The sequence below is a fragment of the Bacteroides propionicifaciens DSM 19291 = JCM 14649 genome (genome assembly GCF_000375405.1).
Classification (GTDB): Bacteria; Bacteroidota; Bacteroidia; order Bacteroidales; family Bacteroidaceae; genus Bacteroides_E; species Bacteroides_E propionicifaciens.
On record NZ_AQWS01000003.1, the window covers coordinates 33262 to 56904 of the forward strand.

16 protein-coding genes are annotated in these 23643 nt (G+C 38.5%); 11 read left to right on the forward strand and 5 right to left on the reverse strand.

Annotation, left to right across the window (positions count from 1 at the left end):
* The first annotated feature begins 40 nt into the window (after positions 1-40).
* The 7 genes from B091_RS0101415 to B091_RS0101445 all read left to right on the forward strand — a co-directional run bounded on the left by B091_RS0101415 (position 41) and on the right by B091_RS0101445 (position 8988).
* A complete protein-coding gene (locus B091_RS0101415; protein WP_018108222.1) occupies positions 41-1324 on the forward strand; it encodes a TolC family protein in 1284 nt (427 codons plus the stop codon).
* Between the two features lie 356 nt (positions 1325-1680).
* Positions 1681-3993 carry a GH92 family glycosyl hydrolase gene (locus tag B091_RS11635; RefSeq protein WP_018108223.1) on the forward strand — a complete coding sequence of 771 codons (2313 nt, stop codon included), beginning with the start codon at positions 1681-1683 and terminating at the stop codon, positions 3991-3993.
* A 120-nt stretch (positions 3994-4113) separates the two neighbouring features.
* Positions 4114-4575: a GNAT family N-acetyltransferase gene (locus B091_RS0101425; RefSeq protein ID WP_018108224.1), complete on the forward strand. Its 462-nt coding sequence runs from the start codon at positions 4114-4116 to the stop codon at positions 4573-4575.
* A 205-nt stretch (positions 4576-4780) separates the two neighbouring features.
* Positions 4781-5374, forward strand: a complete 594-nt coding sequence (gene nrfH, locus B091_RS0101430; RefSeq protein ID WP_018108225.1) for a cytochrome c nitrite reductase small subunit — start codon at positions 4781-4783, stop codon at positions 5372-5374.
* Between the two features lie 13 nt (positions 5375-5387).
* Positions 5388-6887 carry an ammonia-forming cytochrome c nitrite reductase gene (gene nrfA / locus B091_RS0101435; protein WP_018108226.1) on the forward strand — a complete coding sequence of 500 codons (1500 nt, stop codon included), beginning with the start codon at positions 5388-5390 and terminating at the stop codon, positions 6885-6887.
* A 74-nt stretch (positions 6888-6961) separates the two neighbouring features.
* Positions 6962-8209, forward strand: coding sequence for a cytochrome c biogenesis ResB family protein (locus B091_RS0101440; protein WP_018108227.1), 1248 nt, complete (start codon positions 6962-6964; stop codon positions 8207-8209).
* Complete coding sequence (locus B091_RS0101445; protein WP_018108228.1) at positions 8206-8988, forward strand: cytochrome c biogenesis protein; 783 nt, start codon at positions 8206-8208, stop codon at positions 8986-8988. The genes B091_RS0101440 and B091_RS0101445 overlap by 4 nt, the downstream gene beginning before the upstream one ends.
* On the opposite strand, the gene B091_RS0101450 is transcribed toward B091_RS0101445, so the two are convergent.
* Positions 8979-10274, reverse strand: coding sequence for a bifunctional folylpolyglutamate synthase/dihydrofolate synthase (locus B091_RS0101450; RefSeq protein ID WP_018108229.1), 1296 nt, complete (start codon positions 10272-10274; stop codon positions 8979-8981). The two genes, B091_RS0101445 and B091_RS0101450, sit on opposite strands and share 10 nt — an antisense overlap.
* Positions 10275-10407: 133 nt before the next feature.
* On the opposite strand from B091_RS0101450, the gene B091_RS0101455 reads away from it, so the two are divergent.
* A complete protein-coding gene (locus tag B091_RS0101455) occupies positions 10408-11730 on the forward strand; it encodes a PhoH family protein (protein ID WP_018108230.1) in 1323 nt (440 codons plus the stop codon).
* A 115-nt stretch (positions 11731-11845) separates the two neighbouring features.
* Positions 11846-13756 carry a polysaccharide biosynthesis protein gene (locus tag B091_RS0101460; RefSeq protein WP_026166283.1) on the forward strand — a complete coding sequence of 637 codons (1911 nt, stop codon included), beginning with the start codon at positions 11846-11848 and terminating at the stop codon, positions 13754-13756.
* 589 nt (positions 13757-14345) lie between these two features.
* On the opposite strand, the gene dnaB is transcribed toward B091_RS0101460, so the two are convergent.
* Positions 14346-15869 carry a replicative DNA helicase gene (dnaB, locus tag B091_RS0101465; RefSeq protein WP_018108232.1) on the reverse strand — a complete coding sequence of 508 codons (1524 nt, stop codon included), beginning with the start codon at positions 15867-15869 and terminating at the stop codon, positions 14346-14348.
* Positions 15870-16102: 233 nt separating this feature from the next.
* Here dnaB and ispE point away from each other — a divergent pair, with 233 nt between their 5' ends.
* Complete coding sequence (ispE, locus tag B091_RS0101470; RefSeq protein ID WP_018108233.1) at positions 16103-16918, forward strand: 4-(cytidine 5'-diphospho)-2-C-methyl-D-erythritol kinase; 816 nt, start codon at positions 16103-16105, stop codon at positions 16916-16918.
* 499 nt (positions 16919-17417) lie between these two features.
* On the opposite strand, the gene galE is transcribed toward ispE, so the two are convergent.
* The gene (gene galE, locus B091_RS0101475) at positions 17418-18452 is read right to left on the reverse strand and encodes a UDP-glucose 4-epimerase GalE (RefSeq protein ID WP_018108234.1); all 1035 of its coding nucleotides are present in this window, start codon (positions 18450-18452) and stop codon (positions 17418-17420) included.
* 198 nt (positions 18453-18650) lie between these two features.
* Here galE and ric point away from each other — a divergent pair, with 198 nt between their 5' ends.
* A complete protein-coding gene (gene ric, locus B091_RS0101480; RefSeq protein ID WP_018108235.1) occupies positions 18651-19376 on the forward strand; it encodes an iron-sulfur cluster repair di-iron protein in 726 nt (241 codons plus the stop codon).
* A gap of 117 nt (positions 19377-19493) precedes the next feature.
* Here ric and B091_RS0101485 read toward each other — a convergent pair whose 3' ends face one another.
* Entirely contained in the window at positions 19494-21347 is a 1854-nt protein-coding gene (locus B091_RS0101485; protein WP_018108236.1) for a glycoside hydrolase family 13 protein, read from the reverse strand.
* Between the two features lie 90 nt (positions 21348-21437).
* Positions 21438-23612, reverse strand: coding sequence for a glycoside hydrolase family 97 protein (locus tag B091_RS0101490; protein WP_018108237.1), 2175 nt, complete (start codon positions 23610-23612; stop codon positions 21438-21440).
* Positions 23613-23643: the final 31 nt, after the last annotated feature.

Sequence of the window (23643 nt, forward strand, 5' to 3'; positions counted from 1 at the left end):
TTTCACACTTAGTAAAATCACGACACTACTGATCTGTTTGATGTGCTCAGCTTGGGCCATGGGGCAGAATGCTGCATGGAGTCTTAAAGACTGTATTGATTATGCTATAGCCAATAATATAGCAATCAAACAAGCTCAAAACAAAATCGAGCAAAACAAGCTAACCAAAGATACCCGTAAATGGGCACGTCTACCAGATCTTAATGCATCTGCTGGTCAAAACTGGAGCTGGGGTCGTTCGCCTTCACCTATTGATAATAGTTATTCGGATGTTCGTTCAATGAATATTAATTATTCGATAGCTACTTCTGCTCCTATATTTACTGGACTTGAGATTCCTAATCAATATGCTTTAGCCAAATTAGACTTAAAAGCATCTGTCGAAGATCTCAACAAAGCCAAAGAAGACTTGTCTATTAACGTTACTTCACAGTATGTTCAAGTACTCTTTAATCAAGAATTAGAGGGTATTGCACAACAACAAGTTGACTTAAGCAAAGAACAGCTTAACCGTGGTTCTGAACTTTATAAGGTAGGTAAACTTTCGATTGCAGAGCTAGCAGAGCTTAAATCTCGAGTAATGCAAGATGAACTAAGACATGTTGAAACAAAAAATAATTATAACTTAGCTCTTCTTGATCTCTCGCAGATGCTTGAGTTAACTACCCCTGAAGGTTTCAGTATAGTGCCCATGGACGGACCCTTAACTTTTGAACCACTAACAGCACCCGATATTATCTATCAAAATGCACTACTATTCAAGCCACAGATTTTGGCGGCACAGTTTCGCTATCAAGGTGCACAAAAAAGTATTCGCATTGCACAAAGTGGTTATATGCCTAAGCTCTCTTTTAATGCAAATATGGGGTCAGGCTACTATTATGTTCAAGGTAGAAGTGCTAAAAATCTTGGAGAGCAAGCTAGTGATAACTTAAACAAGTATATTGGTTTCTCACTGAGTGTACCTATTTTCAACAGATTTAGTACGCGAAATCAAGTACGTAACGCTCGATTGGGACTAAACAATCAATTGCTACAACTTGAGAATGAAAAGAAAATCTTATATAAGGAAATTCAACAAGCATGGTACAATGCCACAGCAGCCGAAACTAAACATCTTTCAAGCCAAACTGCACTAGGTGCAAGTAGCGAAAGCTTTCTTTTAATCAAAGAGAAATATGAGTTGGGGCAATCCAACAACCTCGAATTCAACGAGGCTAAAGTAAACCTAATGAAGGCAGAGTCTGATAATCTTCAGGCGAAGTATGAATACCTCTTCCGAGTTAAAATACTAAACTTCTATAAGGGTCAAATGATTGACTAAGGCAAAGAAAAATATAGAAAACCCCAATGCATGATTTAATGCATTGGGGTTTTCTGTTTTACATTAGTTCATGCAATACATTGTCGAGTTATTGAGACTTTAACTAATAAATGTTAATAACAAGACAATAATACAGTCTGACGAGAATTTTAATAATCTCTATTTGTTATAAACAAAACCTTTGATACAGAAATAGTCATGAAGCAGTAAACGAAGTATCCATAACATTTGAATTCTACTAAATACAGTTTTACTTTGTTACCATACTAAGACCAAACCTAAGACATTAGTAAACTACTAGATACACAGCTAACAACTCTTAAATCAATATAAATTTAGCAATTAGAGAAATTATTATGAAAACAATGAAAAAAGTAATGCGACTTGGTGCACTAACGGGCCTACTTATGGGTGGTTTGGTAGCTTGTAGCCAGTCGACGCCTACAGTAGATGTTTCTAATTTGACGCAGTTCGTCGATCCACTTATTGGCTCGGGAGATCATGGTCACGTGTTTGTAGGCGCAAGTGTTCCATACGGTATGGTTCAGCTTGGCCCAACCAACATCCATGCGGGATGGGATTGGGTTTCAGGATACCACTTTACAGATTCTACAATCTTTGGATTTTCTCATACACACTTAAGCGGTACCGGAATTGGTGACTTGCTTGATATTCTTGTGATGCCTATTACAGGTAACCCTAAGCTAGCAAAGGGAGAAGATACGGTAACAGAGGAGATTCTAGAGACTGGGTACGATACTGGAATGTATTCACTCTTTAATCGAGATACAGAAGTAACTAAACCTGGCTACTACGCTGTACACTTAGATAGATACGATATTAATGCCGAACTCACAACAACAGAACGTGTAGGACTACATAGATATACATTCCCCAAAGCAACGGATGCTGCGATTGTATTCAATCTAGCAGATGCGATAAACTGGGATGAAACAGTAGAGGGTTATATTACTCAAGAGAGTGTGAACTCTATTTCAGGTTACAGATATTCTAAGGGATGGGCTAATGACCAAAAACTATTCTTTACTGCTGAATTCTCTAAACCAATGAAAAGCCTTGAGCTTTATGATGGTGAAACTTTAATTGATGGTACAGAACTGACTTCAACTAAAATCTATACGAAAGTACTTTTTGATACTCAAGATAAGGAACAGATCCTTGTTAAGGTAGCATTGTCTCCAGTGAGCATTGAAAATGCTAAGCTAAATTTGAATGCGGAATTAACAAATTGGGATTTTGATACTGTTGCAAAACAAGCCGATTCCAAATGGAATAACGAGCTTCAATCTGCCGTAATAGAGTCAAAAGACCCTTCAGTATTGCGCAATTTCTATACAGCTCACTACCATACCATGATTGCTCCATCACTTTTCTCGGATGTAAACAACGACTACCGTGGAGCTGATGGCCAAGTACATACTAACTCAAATTCGAATACCTATACTACATTCTCTCTTTGGGATACTTATAGAGCTGCACACCCTCTTATGAATCTTATTCATCAAGATAAGGTTTCGGATATGGTTAACACTATGCTTAATATCTATAAAGAGCAAGGAAAACTTCCTGTTTGGCATCTAGTGGGTAACGAAACCAATTGTATGGTAGGTAACCCTGGAATTCCAGTTGTAGCCGATGCTTACTTGAGAGGCTTCAAAGGCTTTGACAAGGATTTGGCATATGAAGCTCTAAAAAACTCAGCACTCCGTGACGACCGAGCTTTAGATGTTTACAAGAAATATGGCTACATCCCCTTCGACACTGAAGCTGGTGAAGTAGAATCAGTAGCTATGGGTCTTGAGTATGCTCTAGCAGACTGGGCTGTAGCGCAAGTGGCTAAAGAAAGAGGTAATCAAGAAGACTACGAGTATTTCTTAAACCGAAGTAACTCTTTTGCTAAATATTTCGATCCTACAACTAACTTCATGAGAGGTGTCGACACAAAAGGTAAATTCAGACCAACTGAAATCAACCCATATCACTCAAAACACCGTGAAGACGATTATACTGAAGGCAATGCGTGGCACTACAAATGGTTAGTTCCACAAAACGTTAATGGCCTTGTAGAACTACTAGGTGGTGAAGATGCATTCATACAACAGTTGGATACGTTATTTACCCTAGACGGAGATATGGGTGAAGAAGCTTCTCCTGACATATCTGGCTTAATTGGCCAGTATGTTCAAGGAAATGAGCCGAGCCACCACGTACTTTATATGTATCCTTTTGTAGGACAACAATGGAAAACAGCCGAACGTGTAAGACAAGTATTGACAACTCTCTACTTTGATGCTCCTGCTGGTCTTTCGGGTAATGAAGACTGTGGACAGATGTCGGCTTGGTACATGCTTTCTGCTCTAGGTTTCTATCAATTAGAGCCTGCTGGAGGACGTTATATCTTTGGTAGCCCAATCGTTGACAAGGCCACACTTAAAGTGGGTAAGGATAAAATATTTACTATTGTAGCCAACAATAATAGCCCAAAAAACATCTACATTCAAAGTGTAAAACTTAATGGTAAAGATTACACTAAATCTTATATTACCCACACTGACATAAGTAACGGTGGTGAGTTAATATTCGAGATGGGTAGCAAACCATCACAATTTGGAGTAAACCCTGCTGATAGACCTGTTGCAGTACAATAAGCTATCTCAATCTACATATTACAGAAATAGGGTCGCATTAACTTGCGACCCTATTTTATGTCTATACTTATAATCTAAATCATTATATTTGAGCCCTCAAAACAATTAAAGCAACTAGATATGAGCCAAAAAGTAAAATGGGTGCTGAAAACCTTTTCAGAACTAAATACAGACGAACTCTACGAGATACTGCAAAAAAGACAAGATGTGTTCATTTTGGAACAGTGTTGCAGATATCCTGACCTTGATGATAAAGATAAAATAACGCTTCACCTGATGGGTTGGATTGAAGATAAGCTTGTAGCCTATTCAAGAATCTTTCCGCAAGATATTCTTTTTGATGATGCTGCCTCGTTTGGTCGAGTATTAACCGACTCCTCTTATCGAAAGCTTGGCTTGGGCAAAAATCTCGTTAAACAGCTTATTGAGGTTATTGAGAATAAACTACACTCCCCTAAAATAAGAATTGAAGCACAATATTACTTGGTACGCTTCTACGAAGATTTTGGGTTTAAAGCTTACGGTGATACTTTTATGGATGCAGGGGTTGAACATATTATGATGGTTCGAGATAAAGCATAGGCTATAACGAGTAGAGTACCTCCTGATCGCGAAATACTATAGCCTAGGTTCTTTAACATAAATAGAGGCTAATTTTAAAAGCATATTATACGTAAAATATCATTTATTTCATTATATTTAAAAACGAATCATTAAGTACTTTTAATAGGCTGATATAAAAAAAATAAGAGCATATTATCCTAAGCAATCTAAAACTGAAACTTGTATGAAATCTCTTTTACGTCATATTCCTACAAAGTTTATTGCACCTCTGGTTATTCTTATTGGTGTTATATTTGGTCTTGGCGGCTATACGATTTATATGTCAAGAGCCTATTCGTACCTCTCCGATGACCCCTCTGCATGTATTAACTGCCACATTATGACTCCCTACTACCAATCTTGGGAACATAGTTCTCATGCACAGTGGGCTACATGTAACGATTGTCATGTCCCTCAAAACAATATATTCAATAAATATTTTTTTAAGGCTAAAGATGGGCTTTACCATGCTGCCATATTTACGTTAAATGCTGAACCGCAAGTAATCAGACCAACAAATGCTAGTTATGAGGTTATTATGGATAATTGCATTCGTTGCCATACACAGCTCAATCAAGCCTTTGTTAATACGGGGATGATTTCCTATGCCGATACCAAAGAGGGCAAAGGGAAAGCGTGTTGGGATTGTCATACTGAAGTTCCTCACACTCAAATCAGTAACTTGTCATCGTCGCCCAATGCAATTGTGCCACTGCCAAGTTCGCCAGTACCCAATTGGTTAAAGCAGTCTTTAAAAAAGAAAAAACAGAAACAATAAAAAACGAAGTGATATGTTCAAGAAACTAGGTGAATCCATTAAAAAAAGACCCGCTATTGGTTGGATACTATTCGCAGTAGTCATGGTCGGCGTGTTTTTATTGGGACTATTAGCGGCCTCAATAACGGAAAGAAGGGCTGAAATAGCAACGTTACTCAATAACAAACAGATTGAAATTGAAGGTATCGAGTCGAGAAACGAACGTTGGGGGATTAATTACCCACGTGAATATCAGACTTGGCTAAAAACACAAGATATGGACTTTAGCAGCAAGCATATGGGAAATGTTCCATCAGATGTGCTTGAGGCACGCCCCTCAATGGTTGTGATGTGGGCTGGTTATGCCTTTTCTAGAGAATATACTGCACCAAGAGGGCATATGCATGCAATTGAGGATATTCACAATACCCTGCGAACTGGTACACCAGGAGATGGTGTTGATGATATGCAGCCTGGTACGTGTTGGGCATGTAAAAGCCCTGATGTGCCCCGACTTATGCATGAGGTAGGTATTGAGGAGTTTTACAAAGCTAAATGGAGTCATTGGGGTTCAGAGGTAGTAAACCCAATTGGGTGCGCCGATTGTCATGACCCACAGACGATGCAACTCAAAATTACTCGTCCTGCACTTGTCGAAGCATTCGAAAGACAAGGCAGAGATATAACTAAAGCAACTCAACAAGAGATGCGAAGTCTTGTTTGCGCGCAATGCCACGTAGAATATTACTTTAAAGGAGATGATAAATACCTCACTTTTCCGTGGGATAACGGCTCTAGCGTAGAAGAAATTGAAGCCTACTACGATGAAATCGAATTTACCGACTGGACTCACAGCCTCAGCAGAGCACCTATGCTCAAAGCACAACATCCCGATTATGAGATATTCAATATGGGACCACATGCTAAGCGTGGATTAAGCTGTGCTGATTGTCATATGCCCTATCGTTCTGAAGGAGGTATAAAATATTCTGATCATCAAGTAGTCAGTCCACTTAAAAACATAACAAGTACTTGTCAGACTTGTCACCGAGATAGTGAAGAGAACCTACGTGAGTACGTCTATGAATATCAAGATAAAGTTCTTGAGATACGCGATCGTATCGAAGAGGTATTACCCAAAGTTCATATCATGGCAAAAATTGCATGGGATAATGGTGCTACCGATCAAGAGATGGCACAAGCCCTGAAGTTAATTCGCCAAGCACAATGGCGTTGGGACTTTTCGGTAGCCTCACACGGAGCTTCTTTCCATGCACCAGTTGAAACACAGCGGATGCTAGCTCATAGTTTAGATAGATCATTGCAAGCACAACTAGAGCTTCAAAAGGTATTCCACGACAAGGGAATTACCGACTTCCAAATGCCTGACATCTCATCCAAAGACAAGGCACAAGAGTATATTGGTCTCGATATGAAAGCTTTGAAATCGGCTAAAGAGCAATGGATAAAGACCGTACCTCCTCGTTGGCTTAAAGAAGCTAAAGAGAATGGTAGGTTATTATCTAATCTGTAAATTGCATCAACAGAATATAAATCAAAAGAGTGTTTAGGTAGCTATGCTATTGACACTCTTTTTTTAGCATTAAGATGAAGAAACGACAATTTTGGCAATTTCCTTGGGGATTTAAAGAGAGCCTTCTCATTGTGATAGGCGTACTTATAATGGGGTATGCACTCCAACTAAGTTTGGGGAGCTTCAATTATTATCTGCTGGTATCTCCTATTAACATCATTTTAGGAGGTACACTTATCCTGTGTATACTACTTCTTCAGTTTACCCGTAAAAGCTCATTCTACAGATGGTTATCAGGCTCAACCTTAGCCTCATGTTTGATTGGTGTTTTATTGGTACTAACTTTGCTAATGGGCTTAACTCCTCAAACCAGTTCCCCATACAGCATACCACACAATTTAGCTTCACAGCTTGGGCTAGACAGAATGACCTCATCGTGGCCATTCGTTATGACTTATCTTTTTTTACTCTTAAGTCTTGGGACATTAATAGCCAGAAGACTACGTAAGCGGGTACTCCAAGACTGGGCTTTCCACCTCACCCATATCGGACTTTGGCTGTTTTTATTCTTTGCTGGTTTTGGGGCTGCGGATATCACCCGATACATCATGTATGTCCAAGAAGGACAAGTAGAGTGGCGAGTTTATGATGCTCAAGGAGAGATGCTTGAGTTGCCGCTGGCAATTCAACTTAATGATTTTATCATGGAGGAGTATCCACCTAAGCTTGCTATAATCGACCGTAAAACTGGTGCCATACAACCCGAAAACAATCCAGACTTATTTCAGCTTGACTCACTTCGTAATCGAGGCAAACTCTGGCGTTACGATATATCTGTAGAGAAATATATTCACGAAGCAGTCAGGAACAGTGATAGCACATACGCACAAGTATTTATGCCTGGAGCTAGCCCGGCAGCTCTTGTTAGCTTAACTAATCAAGATACATTCACACAAGGGTGGGTTTCGGGTGGAAACAGAGCACAGCTCTATATGAGTTTACCAATAGATTCGACTTATGCTTTAGTCATGACACAACCCGAGCCCAAAAGCTTTATATCCAAAATTGACTTGTTTACTGAACAGGGCAAAGAAATTGCTTATGAGCTTAAAGTCAATAGCCCATTAAGGGTAGGTGATTGGAGCATATACCAATATGGATACGATAACGAGGCAGGTAAAATGTCGACCTATTCGTCTTTTGAATTGGTTTATGATCCTTGGCTACCTTGGGTTATTGGTTCTATTTATATTTTAGGAATCGGATGTGTCGTGATGCTATTTCAAGGATATAATAAAAAGAAGAAAGGAACAAAAAAATGACTTGGGATCAATTTATTTATTATGCAATACCCACAATTCTACTGTGGTTGCTAAGTGCAATGCTTATTTTCAAACAAAGCTACCGCAAATTAGCCAAACTACTAACTTGTCTGGGTATACTAGTTTTCTTTAGCTTCGTTATTGGGCTTTGGATAGGACAAAACCGACCTCCCCTAAGAACTATGGGTGAAACACGACTCTGGTATTCATTTTTTATATCTGTCGTGGGGTTAATCACCTATTACCGTTGGCGATACTCGTGGCTACTTTCGTTCTCTAATATCGTGGCAACAGTTTTTATCTTCGTCAACCTACTTAAACCGGAGATACATTCGACCAATCTTATGCCTGCACTGCAAAGCTATTGGTTCATCCCCCATGTTACAGTTTATATTCTCTCTTATGCCATGCTTGGGGCTGCCACAATAACCTCTTTCATGCAACTCAGACTTATCCATCAAAAAAAGATAGACAAGAATCTCGATCTTCTCATGGATAATCTTGTCTATCTCGGTTTGGCATTCCTGCTTTTAGGCATGCTTATGGGGGCACTTTGGGCTAAAGAAGCTTGGGGTCATTATTGGTCATGGGACCCAAAAGAGACCTGGGCTTTTATCACCTCTTGTGGCTATCTACTCTATATTCACCTGTGCATTAGGAACAAATATCCTAAGCTCACACTATGGTTATTAAGCTTCTCTTTTATATTGCTTATGATTACCTGGGTTGGTGTCAACTATTTGCCAGCTGCACAAGGTAGTGTACATGTTTACTCGTAAAACCAAAAGCTAAGCAAATCGGCTACGATAAAACTACTTCCGCCAATAAAGATAAAATCATCTGGGTTAGCATCTTTAAGGGTGGCCAAAGTCGCCTCTTTTACACTAGAGTAGACAGTGCCATGCAAACCTTGTTCTCCTGCTAAATCAGCCAACTCATTGGCTGGCATAGCACGCTGAACAGAAGCTTGAGTAAAGTAGTACGTTGCATTTTTAGGGAGTAGAGCAAGTACACCACGAATATCTTTATCATTAACCATACCCAACACAAAATGCAGCTTCTTATAGTCTTGATGCGACAGTTGCTTAACAATAGTTGAGATACCAGCCACATTATGGCCCGTATCACAAACCATACGTGGAGCAGACTGTAACTCCTGCCATCTACCCATTAATCCCGTAAGCTTAGTAACTTGTTCGAAACCAGCTCTAATATTAGATTCACTGATTTTGTAACCCATCTGAAGCAATAAAGGCAAAGCAGTAAGAACAGTATTGGTATTCATCAACTGACATAATCCACCTAACTCACCTTTTAAATGTCCGTAAGGTATGGCCATGTAATCCCATCCTGAAGCCATTTCTCTACTTTCAGCCTCATCAACAAGTGAATTGTCTTGGGCGAAATATATAGGAGCATTTACCTTATCAGCAATTTCCTCAAATATAGGACGTGTTTCAGCTACAAACTCTCCGATAACAATGGGAATGTTTTCTTTAATAATACCACCCTTCTCTCTAGCAATCTCAGCAAGTGTATTGCCTAAGAACTGATTATGATCGTTACTAATATTGGTAATGATCGATAAGTCAGGGCTAATGATATTCGTACAATCAAGTCGACCCCCCAACCCCACTTCAATGATAGCAACATCAATTTGATTCTTCGAGAAATAGTCGAACGCCATTGCTGTAGTAAGTTCAAAGAAGGAAGGTGACAAAGGTTCGTAGAATGCTCTATACTCAGCAATAAAGTCAACTACAAACTCTTCTGAAATAGGCATCCCATTGATTCGGATCCTTTCACGAAAATCTATTAAGTGAGGTGAGGTATATAAACCTACCTTATAGCCTGCCTCTTGAAGTATGGCAGCCAAAGTGTGAGAAGTAGATCCCTTTCCGTTAGTTCCACCCACATGTATTGTTTTAAACTGAGTGTGTGGATGATTTAGGTGTTCATCTAAGGCTAAGGTTGTAGACAACCCAGCTTTGTAGGCAGTACTACCTTCTTTCTGAAACATGGGAACACAGTTGAAAAGATAGTTTACAGTTTCTTTGTAATTCATAAAGCAAATAATATATATTTTTCGAGCCTTTATTACTTATAATCACTATATTGAATTAGTGATATCAAGCAATAAGACTTGTCGTATACGGCATAATCTGAGTGCAAATATGAATAAATAAAATTGAACAAATATGGCTAAGAAGAATTTTATTTTGGATACAAACGTTATCCTACACGATTATAACTGCATAAATAGCTTCGAAGAGAATGATATTTATCTCCCAATAGTTGTCCTAGAAGAACTTGATAAGTTCAAAAAAGGTAATGAACAGATAAACTTTAATGCAAGAGAGTTTATCAGAGAACTTGACTTATTGAGTAATGGAGACGTTTTCAAACAAGGTGTTTCACTGGGGGAAGGTCTTGGCAAACTCTTTATTGTAGTGGGCAAGCTGAATTGTCCCAAAACAAACGAAGCATTTCCAAATCATATCCCCGATAACTATATTCTTGCGACTACAGAGCATATTACGCTCAAATTGCCCGAGATTCAAACCATTCTAGTCTCCAAGGATGTTAATCTTCGCATGAAAGCGCGTGCCTTAGAACTACAAGCCGAAGACTATATTAGCGATAAAGTGCTCAATATTGACCTTTTTGCTAGCCAACACGACATCATTGAGACCGAGGATAGTGACCTCATTGAGCGAATTTACTCTAACGAATCGGGAGTTGACATTAAAGAGGTCGAGTTCGGAATGACCCTACGCCCCAACGATTACTTTATCCTAAAGAGTAATAAGAATAGTGTATTATCTCGCTACAACCCATTTACAAAGAAGGTACAGAAAGTCAACAAGTTTAAGAACTTTGGCATTGAACCTCGAAATGCCGAGCAAACTTTCGCTTTGGATATTCTCAACGACGACAATGTGAAACTGGTTGCTATTACCGGTAAAGCTGGTACAGGAAAAACGCTTTTAGCCTTAGCTGCAGCACTCCGACAAAGTAGCAATTACAAGCAAATACTGCTTGCACGCCCCATTGTTTCACTTTCGAATAAAGATATAGGCTTCCTTCCTGGTGATGCTAAAGACAAAGTAGCACCTTACATGCAACCGCTTTTTGACAACTTAAACGTAATTAAAAATCAATTTCAGTCTACAGCCTCAGAGGGTAAAAAACTAGATGACTACCTAAAAACAGGTCAGTTAGTCATCGAAGCACTTGCTTTTATCAGAGGCCGTAGCCTTAGTGATATGTATTGCATTGTGGATGAAGCTCAAAATCTAACTCCTCACGAGATTAAAACGATCATTACAAGAGCTGGAGAAAACACGAAGATGGTATTTACTGGAGACATCCAACAAATTGACCATCCTTACCTCGATGCTGAGTCGAATGGGTTGGCTTACATGATAGATAGGATGAAGGATCAGCCAATTTTTGGCCACGTCAACTTAGTGAAGGGCGAGCGAAGCGAATTAAGTGAATTAGCAAGCAATATCCTTTAGCGAAAATTGCTTACAAGCCCCTATTTAACGGATTCTTGCAAATAATATAGCCATTTTTCGATACGTTAAACAATAAACCTTTATCTTTGCCGGACGAACTATAAAAAATGTAAACGTGAACTTATCTTTTATCAAGCGATACTTATCGCCAAGAGTATTGCCGATTTGGATGATACTCTTTATGGATGTAGCTGTAACCATACTTTCGGTTAGCGTAGCTTATGTCCTCAGATTTAGCCTGCCCATACTTGTAGAAAACTCTTCTGAAATCATCAAGAACATTGGTATAATAGTCTTGATCAATCTTGTTTTTTTTAGAGTATTCAAGACTTACTCCAATGTACTGCGATTTTCCTCATTTATAGATATTCTACGCATTATAATATCGCTATCAGCTTCATATGGCTCCTTAATAGCTTTGGAATACTTACTTAGAACTACAACGGGAGCCTCAAATATTCAGACAAGTGTATTACTAATCGCATTTGTAGTCAATGCCACCCTTATGGTAACCTCGAGAATAGTTGTTAAGACATTCTTCGAAATGGTAGGCAGTTATTCATCTAAAAGTACTAGAGTCTTTATTTACGGAGCCAAAGAAGCTGGAGTGAATATAGCAAAAGCGATACGCATAGGAATGAAAGATCACTATAGACTGAAAGCTTTTATAGCAGATGAACCTGAACTGATTGGTAAAGTGATGATGGGCGTTGATATCTATCCAAACGATCAAAACATCTACGACAGATTAATTGATAAAAGAGTTACGACTATTATTGTTTCTCCCAACAAGATAGATGCACTCAAAAACTCTATTCTTACAGATGAACTATTAAATCATAGAATTAAACTACTTACAGTACCTCCGATTAGTGAGTGGAATGCAAATACGCTTTCATCTAATGAAATTAAAGAGATCCAAATTGAAGATCTACTACAACGTGATTCTATAGAGGTAGATATCCGTAAGATTGCTTCACACTTAGAAGGCAAACGCGTAATGATCACAGGTGCTGCTGGCTCAATTGGTAGCGAAATCATGAGACAGGTTGCTTCGTTTAATCCATACAACCTTATCTTAATTGATCAGGCAGAAACCCCTTTACACGACATAAGACTTGAACTTCTAGACAAATGGAGAAATCTTAGTTCGGAAACAATCGTAGCTGACATCACTAATTCAACACGAATGGAGGCTATTTTTAATAAATACCAACCTCAATACATCTTTCATGCCGCTGCCTACAAGCACGTACCCATGATGGAGGACAATGTTTCGGAGTCAATTCAGGTCAATGTTGGTGGAACAAAAATCATTGCTGATTTAGCTGTAAAATACAAAGCAGAGAAGTTTGTTATGATTTCGACAGATAAAGCAGTTAACCCGACCAACGTGATGGGCTGTTCTAAACGCATTGCCGAAATCTATGTACAATCTCTTGCACAAAAACTCTCGGTAACCAAGGAAGCACACGTACATTTCATAACCACTCGATTTGGTAATGTCTTGGGGTCAAACGGCTCAGTAATTCCTCGATTTAAAGATCAAATCAAGAAAGGTGGCCCTGTCACAGTCACTCACCCCGAAATCATTCGATACTTCATGACTATTCCTGAAGCTTGCCGCTTGGTTCTTGAAGCTGGTAGCATGGGTAACGGTGGAGAGATTTACATCTTCGATATGGGAGAACCTGTCAAGATTCTAGATTTGGCCAAACGTATGATTAGTCTTTCAGGATGCGAAGACACCGTAAAGATTGTATTTACAGGGCTTCGACATGGAGAAAAGCTATACGAAGAACTGCTCAATGTTAAGGAATCTACCATCCCAACCTATCACGAAAAAATCATGATAGCCAATGTTAGAAAATATGAATTTGATGATGTTAATACTCAAATCAAAGACTTAACTAAACTCAGCTATTCTTACGATCAGATGGCTATTGTAGCATCAATGAAGAGCCTTGTACCTGAATTTATCAGCAAGAATTCTTGTTTCGAAGAGTTGGATAAAGTTGTAATTTAAGGCTACTGTCAACAAATAAAAAAGCCTCACATCTGGTTTACTTGTCCCTATATACGTTTATATATTTTATTCAAGCAAACGTGAGTTGTTCAACCTATCAAAGAGAGAACAAAACTAAAGGAGATTTAGGAGTTGCACAATAGAAATCGAAGAGCTAAGGCTAGTATTTTGAGATAAAATAATAAGAGGCTGTATAACAGAGATGTTATACAGCCTCTTAAAGTTACTAATCAACACAAATGATCATCTTATCGCAAGAGAATAATCTGTGACAACTAACAACGTATTCCATGTTAGTAACTTTACACAAAACATTACAAACAACTTAATTAAGATAATCTAATGAAATAAAACTATACAGACGTATCTATTACGTCTTCGTTGTCAGTTATATATCTCTTTCACTAAAGAGACATGATGCAGATAAACATATCTTATATCTCATAAAAGATGGATATCTATGTGCAATATATAGGTTTATTTTAATATAAAACAATTTAAGCGAACAATAATTAATCTTTAACTATAAAAACAATCCCCTAATAGCTTATTTTAACTATTAGGGGATGTTTTATATCTTTTTGAGTAGTTAGAACGGTAATGGTCCTTCAGACGATGAGAACGACTCTATATTTTCTGCTGGATGAGGAGCACCCTGATTCATTTTAGAACCTAGCATGGTTGGAGCATCGGGTGTAGGAATTATCATGTCATCATCAGGGTTCTGGAACTTAGCGAACTCTCCTTTAAATCGGAGCAGAACATCACCAGTTGCACCATTACGGTGTTTTGCAATAATAATCTCAGCCATACCACGCAGGTCATTACCACGTTCATCTTGAGTTATCTTATAATACTCTGGTCGGTGAATAAAGCATACCATATCGGCATCTTGCTCAATAGCTCCAGACTCACGAAGGTCACTTAGCTGAGGACGTTTACCCTCAATGCCCTCACGGTTCTCAACACCACGATTAAGCTGTGATAGTGCTATGATGGGGATATTAAGCTCTTTGGACAAACCTTTTAACGAACGAGATATCGTACTCACCTCTTCCTGACGGCTACCAAACTTCATACCGTTGGCATTCATAAGCTGCAAATAGTCAATAATCACAAGCTTCACTCCATGTTCACGAACAAGACGTCGTGCCTTTGTACGAAGCTCGAAAACAGAAAGTGAAGGTGTATCGTCAACATAAAGTGGAGCATCAAATAAATCTTTAATTTTATAGTCCAGTTGTTGCCATTCGTAAGCAGCCAACTGACCACTCTTAATCTTTTCACCAGGAATCTCACAAACATTCACAATCAGACGATTAATCAGCTGCACGTTACTCATCTCCAGGGAGAATAACGCTACAGGTTCTTTTAAATCGACTGCTATATTCTTGGCCATAGACAAAACAAAAGCCGTTTTACCCATCGCAGGACGTGCAGCGATAATGATTAAGTCGGATTTCTGCCATCCAGAAGTTATCTTATCAAGTTTATGGAATCCACTCTCAAGACCACTCAAACCATCAGTACGAGCTGCCGCTTTTTGCAGCAATTCGTAAGCCTCAGCAATTACAGGATTAATCTGTGTATAGTCTTTCTTTAGGTTTTGCTGCGAAATTTCAAATAGATTACCCTCTGCCTCCTGCATTAAGTCATCCACATCAATAGTCTCATCAAATGCTTTGGTTTGGATTTGACTGGTAAAAGTAATTAGCTCACGAGCTAAATACTTTTGAGCAATAATTCGGGCATGATATTCGATATGTGCAGATGAAGCAACCTTACTACTAAGTTGAGCAATGTAGAATGGTCCTCCTGCTTCTTCTAGAGCACCACGCTTAGCAAGCTGATCTTTGACAGTAAGAATATCCACAGGCTTCTGATTCATTGCCAAATCCGTAATAGCACTGTAAATTAATTGGTGACGATATTCATAAAACGAATTAGGACGTAGAATCTCACTCACTAGCGAGTATGCGTCTTTTTCAATCATCAACGCACCCAGAACGGCTTCTTCTAGCTCAGGAGCTTGGGGTTGTATTTTACCAAAATCACTAACCGAAGAGTTTTCTTGTTTATAATTATTTCGCTTATACTTAGCTGCGTCAGACATATATGTATCGTTTATTTGAAATATTGGATTATGCAATAATGAGAGCACCGTTTCCCTTTCATATTTTCTGAAAAGGTCTGCAAAGATAGGGTTCAATTTACCAAATATCAACTGAACTATGAAGCTTTTCTACTTCATTTATGAAATCTAACATTTAAAGTCTCACACATTCTATCTCAACAACAAAGTATATTAACTTTGCAGCTTCTAGCAAAATATAAATTTAGCGTGCCATGATAACATTTCCAAATGCCAAGATAAATTTAGGGCTCAATATTGTGGACAAACGTCCCGATGGATACCATAATTTAGAGACTATCTTCTACCCCATTCCCCTTGAAGATGTTTTAGAGATTAAAGCTGCAGAGGATATATCTTCAGACTTTGAACTATACATTAGTGGAATGGAAGTCGAAAGCAACGCCGACAAGAATTTGGTTGTTAAAGCCTATAAACTCCTAAAAGCTAAGTTCGACTTGCCACCGATACAGATCTTTCTTCATAAAGCTATTCCTTCGGGAGCTGGCCTTGGAGGAGGGTCATCCGATGCTAGTTTTATGCTCAAACTACTCAACGATTATTTTGAATTACAATTAAGCACTACAAAGCTCGAAGGGCTCGCAACTACTCTAGGTGCCGATTGCCCCTTCTTCGTTCAGAATATCCCAACCTTTGCACAAGGGATTGGTGAGGTATTTACACCAATAGACTTATCATTAAAAGGGTACTACCTTTACCTTATTAAACCAGAGGTCTTCATATCTACAGCGATGGCCTTTAGTAATATTAGCCCCAAACACCCTAAGGTTTCATTAAAAGATATTCTAAACCTACCCATTGAGCAGTGGAGAGATCTTATGATCAATGATTTTGAAGAGCCTATATTTAAGCTACTCCCTGAGCTAAAGCAACTAAAAGATTGGATGTACGAGCAAGGTGCAGTCTATGCAGCCATGTCGGGATCAGGGTCAACAATCTATGGACTCTTTAAAGAGCCACACCTATTAGAGAACAACAGGAAAGAGGGCAAGTATCTCTTATATCTATAAATCTAAAAAGGACTACCAACACAGGCAGTCCTTTCTAAAACTAACTAAACTAATCTACCATAATCTAATCCTTTGTTCTTCTCTAAAAGAAGTCGGGATAAAACTATTCGCAAGATTCTCTTACTATCTATATATGCAAAAGGCATGCCAAAGCATAAATAGCGAATATAATAATGTGCATGGAGCTACAAAGAAACCGATTGGGGAAAATATAACCTATCTATCCACAACACAGTGTAGAGAAAAGACTCAACTGTACAAAAGACTAAAGGTATAGGGACAAAAAAAAGTAGTACCACGATTACCATCGCAGTACTACCCAACACAAACACAAAATAAAACACGACAAAACTACTATTAAAGCCTGGTCATTTTATGCCTTTGCATAATCTTACGTGATAGATTTCTCATCCTTCTGCGTAATTTATAACCGACTTACATACATATAACAAGTCGCGTTTTATTTTGTTCATGCGAATATATATTTAACATATATTTCTTACTGAATTCCTCGCTCGCGGAGTTTCAATTGCCAGTTCCAAGCAGATAATAATGTATCTTCAATGCTCGTGCCAGCCTTCCATCCAAGTTCATTATTAGCAAAGTCTGGATTAGCCCAAACTTTTTCGATATCTCCAGCACGACGACCTACAATTTTGTAGTTCAGCTTAACACCTGTCGATTTTTCGAAAGCATTAATTAGGTCCAGAATAGACAAACCGATACCAGTACCGATATTGAATACCTCAACTTTTTCTTTTTGCTTATCCTCCAAGATACGATTGATCGCTATTACGTGTGCTTTTGCAAGGTCAACAACATTAATAAAGTCACGAATACAGGTTCCATCAGGAGTGTCGTAGTCATCACCAAACACACTCAATTGTTCACGGATACCGATAGCAGTTTGAGTAATATAGGGAACTAAATTTTGAGGCACACCATTGGGAAGCTCTCCTAGAAATGCAGTAGGATGTGCACCAATAGGATTAAAATAACGAAGCATAATTGCCTTAATTGGAGCACCCGACGCAACTGTGTCGCGAATAATCTCTTCGTTAATCTGTTTTGTATTACCGTAAGGTGATTCTGCTTTTTTGATTGGAGCATTCTCAGTTACTGGCAACTCATCTGGCTGACCATACACTGTACATGAAGAAGAAAAAACAATTCCTTCAATACCATGTTTTGGCATTAGATCGAGCAAGTTGATTAACGAAACTAAATTGTTTTTATAGTATAGAAGAGGCTTCTCAACCGACTCTCCCACTGCTTTGCTAGCTGCAAAGTGAATGATGGCTTTAATGCCTTTCATTTTTGTAAATAACTGGTCAAGCCCGTTGTAGTCTAAGCAGTCTAACTCAAAAAACTCAGGACGAATACCCGATACTTTTTCGATATTATCAACCACATCAGCATTAGAGTTCGACAAGTTGTCGATGATGATTACTTCGTAACCACTGTTTTGTAGTTCTACGACGGTATGAGATCCTATGTATCCAGTTCCACCCGTAACAAGAATTCTATTTTTCATGATATCATTTATAAAGTGAACTACAAAAATATGAATTATAATCAACACCATTAAAGATCTAAGAAGAATCTTTACGATACTAGAGGCTTTAAAATTATTTTGGATACATGTCACATATGCGACGGTTTATCTTATCCTAAACCCATTACTTTGCTAAAGTAAAAAAGTCTAAAGTCGAATATTAATAAAAATAGAATTATGAATATTACACATCAAACCAAGGTTGGCGAAATAGTAGCATCAAATATTAACTTAGCAAAAGTGCTAAACGATTATGAAATTGATTTTTGCTGCGGAGGTGAACGTTTACTTTCTGAAATTTGCAGTGAGAAAAACATTGCTTTTGACGAGGTTGTAACTGCACTAAGTTCAAATGCCGAACAGCTATCAACTCCAGGTTTACAATTTGACAATTGGAGCCTTGATTTACTTGTCGACTATCTTGTTAAATATCACCACAACTACATTAGAGTAGAAGGCCCTAAAACGTTGATACTCCTACAAAAGGTAGCTAAGGTTCATGGCAATGTTAATCCTAAATTGATTGATATTTACACGTTATTTCAAGAGTCATTAGTAGATCTTCACGAGCATCTTGACAAAGAAGAGATCATTCTGTTCCCCTTCATCGAAGAGTTATTAAAGACAGAAAAAGAAAACCTTCAACTTCCTAATTTCCATTGCGGAAGTATAGAAAACCCGATATCGGTAATGATCCATGAACACAGCAATGAGGGCGATCGATTTAGAAAAATAGCAGCACTTAGCCAAGAGTATAGTTGCCCAGAATATGCTTGCGATTCGTACAGATTGGTAATGCAGATTCTTTCGGAATTCGAAAGTAATTTACACCTACATATCCATGTCGAAAACAATATCTTATTTCCAAAGGCAATAAGCTTGCAAGAAAAACTTAGTAAATAATTACTAGAACGATCGTCGTTATCGTCGTTGGTGGTAAAATAATAAAAATGCGGTGCAAAGAGCTTAACTCTATGCACCGCATAACTAACTATAAAACACTAAACGTAAAACGAAATCTTAGTTTAATTCTAGAATTACTACATCTTTGGGAGAGAGTGATAACTTCTCACCACTAAGGTCGAACATATTGCCCGAAATAACATCTTTACCAGACTTAACCCCCTTCAATACCTCAGCATAAGGAGCAAGAGGGAAGGTTTTTTCATTCTTGCTACCATTAAAAATCACCAATATAGCTTTACCCTCGTGACTTCTGTGGTACGCATAGATCTGATCAGTTGGTGAGAATTGCATCAATGTACCTTCTGACACTACCTTATTGTCTTTTCTCCAATTAAGCAGTTTCTTAGTATAATCGAATATACGGTTTTCTGCAGGCGTACGATCGCTAGCTTTGAACGCATTGGTGGTATCGCCTTCCCATCCACCAGGGAAATCTTTACGCAAATGACCATCACCCTTACCTTTATCACCAAACATCATAATCTCTGTTCCGTAATAGATTTCGGGAATACCGCGAGTAGTCAACATCAAAGCCAAGGCTTGTTTGTAACGGTTGAAATCTTTGGTCTGTTCTTCATTCTGATAAAAACGAGAAGTATCGTGATTATCAAGGAAAGTCAGCAGGTTATTGGGGTTAGCATATACTATATCTTCAGCAAAATACTCATAAAATTTAGACATTCCCTCTCCCCACATTGAAGTCTCCTCATCAAAAGCCGAATTCAAAATGTAAGTCAAAGGGAAATCCATAACTACAGGTAAGTGAGAGTTTTTAGGATAAGCCAAACGACTGTTCTCTTGCCAGTACGAAATAGCAACATTTGTATTTAACCAAGTCTCCCCTACTATTGAGAAATCTGGATATTCACGACGAACATCTAAACACCATTTTGACATAAAGTCGAAGTCGGCATAAGGGTGCGTATCTTGACGGATACCATCGATACCCGAATACTCAATCCACCAAATACTATTTTGAGTGAGGTATTTAGCAACATGACGATTGCGTTGGTTTAGATCGGGCATTACCTCAACAAACCAACCATCAACAGCCTCTTTCATATCATACTGCGAAGCGTAAGGATCGAATTGAGGAATTGTTTTGTAAGAAGTTTGTTTGAAATTATCTTGAAAGTTAAACCAATCGTGTGCAGGTTTATCCGTAAAGAAGATATGCTCACTACCACAGTGGTTGAAAATCATATCCATAACCACCTTTAAGCCTTTTTGGTGTGACTTATCTACCATATCAACAAACTCCTCGTTCGTACCAAAACGTTGATCTACATTATAGTAGTCGGTAATAGCATAACCGTGGTATGAACCACCAGTCATATCATTTTCTTGAACAGGGTTAAGCCAAATAGCCGTAACACCTAGGTCAACGATATAATCGAGGTTATTGGTAATACCTGCGATATCACCACCGTGGCGACCATCAGGATTATTTCGGTCTAAACTCTGGTCACGCATTCCCTTAACTACATCGTTTTTAGGATTACCATTCGCAAAACGATCGGGCATAATCAGATAAAGTACATCCGAAGAATTAAAACCTAAGGCTTTTGTCTTCTGATTACGAGATTTAAGCTCATAAGGAATTTGCTGAGTCTTCTTACCCTTTTTTAGGGTTATCGTAAAATTCTCAGCACTAGCATCAGCAATATTTAGGTAAAGAAAAAGATAGTTAGGGTTCTCAAGGCTAACCACCTCATCGATTTTGACTTTATTTGATGAAATCGTTACAGTCGAACCTGACAAATCTTTACCGTAAAGCATAACTTGCAATGAAGTCTCTTTCATTCCAGCCCACCAGAAAGCAGGTTGTACCTGATCCACTTTCATAGCAAAAGTAGAAGCAGAACTTAGCAAAACTGCTAAGAGAAGTAAATGTATCTTTTTAAACATAAAACGTACGTATTAATGATTAAAGAACCCTCTGAGAGCTAATTTTATTTAGGCAGACAGAGGGTTAAATATATTTAGAATCGCTTAATATTATAACTCTACAATACTAATAGCATATCCACCTGCAGGAGCAAGTTTTTGTTTAAGCTTCGATTTAGAAGTAATTTTTTTCTTCTTGATCTCGTAAGCTTGAGGATTAGTTTTGTAGTGAGCATCTTTAGCATCAGCATAGATAGTCATCTCATATTTCTTTCCTGGCTCCAAGAAGTCGAAAGAGATATTCGAAGTATAACCATTTTCGCCAGCTACACTACCTACGAACCAACGTGTACCGTCTTTCTCTTTACGAGCAACAGTTAGGTACTCACCTGGCTCAGCTTCTAGGTAGATACTTTCGTCCCAATCGAGTGCTACATCTTTGATGAATTGGAATGCATCAGCAAATTTTTCGTAGTTCTCAGGGATGTCAGCAGCCATTTGAAGTGGGCTATACATCGTTACGTATAGAGCCAATTGGTTAGCTAGTGTTGAGTTCAAGTGAGAGTGGTTGTCTGGGTTATATTTGCTTATATCCATTTCGAAGATACCAGGAGTATAATCCATAGGACCACCAATCTGACGAGTAAAAGGAAGTACAGTTACGTGGTTAGGCTTATTACCTCCAAATGACTGATACTCTGTTCCACGAGCAGACTCGTTACCAATCAAGTTAGGGTACGTACGGCTAAGCCCAGTAGGACGAACAGCTTCGTGCGCATTAACCATGATTTTGTAATCAGCAGCTTTCTCAACAGCGTGTTGGTAATGGTTTACTATCGATTGGCTGTAGTGATGTTCTCCACGAGGGATAATATTACCTACATAACCACTCTTTACAGAGTTGTAACCGTTATCAACCATAAATTGGTAGGCTTTGTCCATATGACGCTCGTAGTTGCCTGTTGAACCAGAAGTTTCGTGGTGCATCATCATTTTGATACCTTTAGCTTTAGCATAGTCACGAATCTCTTCAACATCAAAGTCTGGGTAGGGAGTTACAAAGTCGAATACATAGTCTTTTGAACGTGCAAACCAATCTTCCCAGCCTTCGTTCCAACCCTCAACTAGTAGCGCATCAAAACCGTGCTTCGAAGCAAAGTCAATATAGCGTTTTACGTTTTCGGTTGTAGCACCATGTTTGCCGTTAGGCTTAGTTTTGGTGTAATCTGTTTCACCAAGGTGAACACTTAATAGATCATCAGTATATGCCCAAGAGCTCATACCAGTAATCATTTCCCACCATACACCCATATATTTCACTGGTTTAATCCAAGAGGTATCAGCATATTTGGTTGGCTCATTCAAGTTAAGAGTCATGTCCGAAGCCAAAATATCTCTAGCATCATCACTCACAATAACAGTTCTCCAAGGAGTTGTAGCTGTAGCTTGAATATACCCTTTATCACCCAGTGCATCAGGAGTAAGATGTGATTCAAAAATCATATTCTTATCATCCAAATCAAGGTGCATAGCAGAGTAGTTAACAAGCGCAGCCTCGTGAAGGTTAATATAAATACCCTCATCACTCTTCATCATAAGTGAGGTTTGCACACCTGTTGGAGAGAAAGGAGTTTGAGAAGTATTAGGAGTAATTGCTGTAGGCATTAAACCTCTAATTTCAGAAAGCTTCGAGGTAGTATAGTCATACTCTTGCGTATCATAGTCTCCTGGAATCCAGAAAGCTTTATGATCACCGTGCATAGCAAACTGAGTTTTTTCTTCTTTGATAACGAAGTAAACTAAGTTTTCTTGCTCAGGAAACTCATAACGGAAACCAAGACCATCGTCAAACAGTCTAAAACGAATGTCAATATAACGATCAGTATTAGGTTGGTTCAACGTTACCAATAGCTCATTGTAATGATTTCTAATTTTACTTGACTCTCCCCAAACAGGAGTCCAGGTCTCATCAAAAGCGTCAGTTACTGTTTTTGTTATTTCAAAGCCATCATAGAGATTGGTAAGCTTGTCATGCTCTTGAGCATTTGTCTCAGGAGCGAAGTCATCAAACGATGCAGGAGCACCATCTATTCCTCGTTTTAACTCAAGTCCTAATGTACTAGGCTTGATAACTTGCGTACCCTTATACTCTAGCGTATAAGTTGGAGCACCCTTATCGTTGACATAGAAGTCAAGGGTAAGCTCTCCATTTGGCGATTTTAAGTTTTGTGCAGAAATGCCTCCTATAGCTATTAAAGCACAAACTAAAGTCCATAATCGTTTCATAGGTTATCTTAATTTAATTAATTGGTTTTAT

Coding starts and splice junctions, on each gene's coding strand:
- B091_RS0101415 (WP_018108222.1), top strand. CDS start 41: ATGTGCTCAGCTTGGGCCATGGGGCAGAATGCTGCATGGAGTCTTAAA.
- B091_RS11635 (WP_018108223.1), top strand. CDS start 1,681: ATGAAAACAATGAAAAAAGTAATGCGACTTGGTGCACTAACGGGCCTA.
- B091_RS0101425 (WP_018108224.1), top strand. CDS start 4,114: ATGAGCCAAAAAGTAAAATGGGTGCTGAAAACCTTTTCAGAACTAAAT.
- nrfH (WP_018108225.1), top strand. CDS start 4,781: ATGAAATCTCTTTTACGTCATATTCCTACAAAGTTTATTGCACCTCTG.
- nrfA (WP_018108226.1), top strand. CDS start 5,388: ATGTTCAAGAAACTAGGTGAATCCATTAAAAAAAGACCCGCTATTGGT.
- B091_RS0101440 (WP_018108227.1), top strand. CDS start 6,962: ATGAAGAAACGACAATTTTGGCAATTTCCTTGGGGATTTAAAGAGAGC.
- B091_RS0101445 (WP_018108228.1), top strand. CDS start 8,206: ATGACTTGGGATCAATTTATTTATTATGCAATACCCACAATTCTACTG.
- B091_RS0101450 (WP_018108229.1), bottom strand. CDS start 10,274: ATGAATTACAAAGAAACTGTAAACTATCTTTTCAACTGTGTTCCCATG.
- B091_RS0101455 (WP_018108230.1), top strand. CDS start 10,408: ATGGCTAAGAAGAATTTTATTTTGGATACAAACGTTATCCTACACGAT.
- dnaB (WP_018108232.1), bottom strand. CDS start 15,869: ATGTCTGACGCAGCTAAGTATAAGCGAAATAATTATAAACAAGAAAAC.
- ispE (WP_018108233.1), top strand. CDS start 16,103: ATGATAACATTTCCAAATGCCAAGATAAATTTAGGGCTCAATATTGTG.
- galE (WP_018108234.1), bottom strand. CDS start 18,452: ATGAAAAATAGAATTCTTGTTACGGGTGGAACTGGATACATAGGATCT.
- ric (WP_018108235.1), top strand. CDS start 18,651: ATGAATATTACACATCAAACCAAGGTTGGCGAAATAGTAGCATCAAAT.
- B091_RS0101485 (WP_018108236.1), bottom strand. CDS start 21,347: ATGTTTAAAAAGATACATTTACTTCTCTTAGCAGTTTTGCTAAGTTCT.
- B091_RS0101490 (WP_018108237.1), bottom strand. CDS start 23,612: ATGAAACGATTATGGACTTTAGTTTGTGCTTTAATAGCTATAGGAGGC.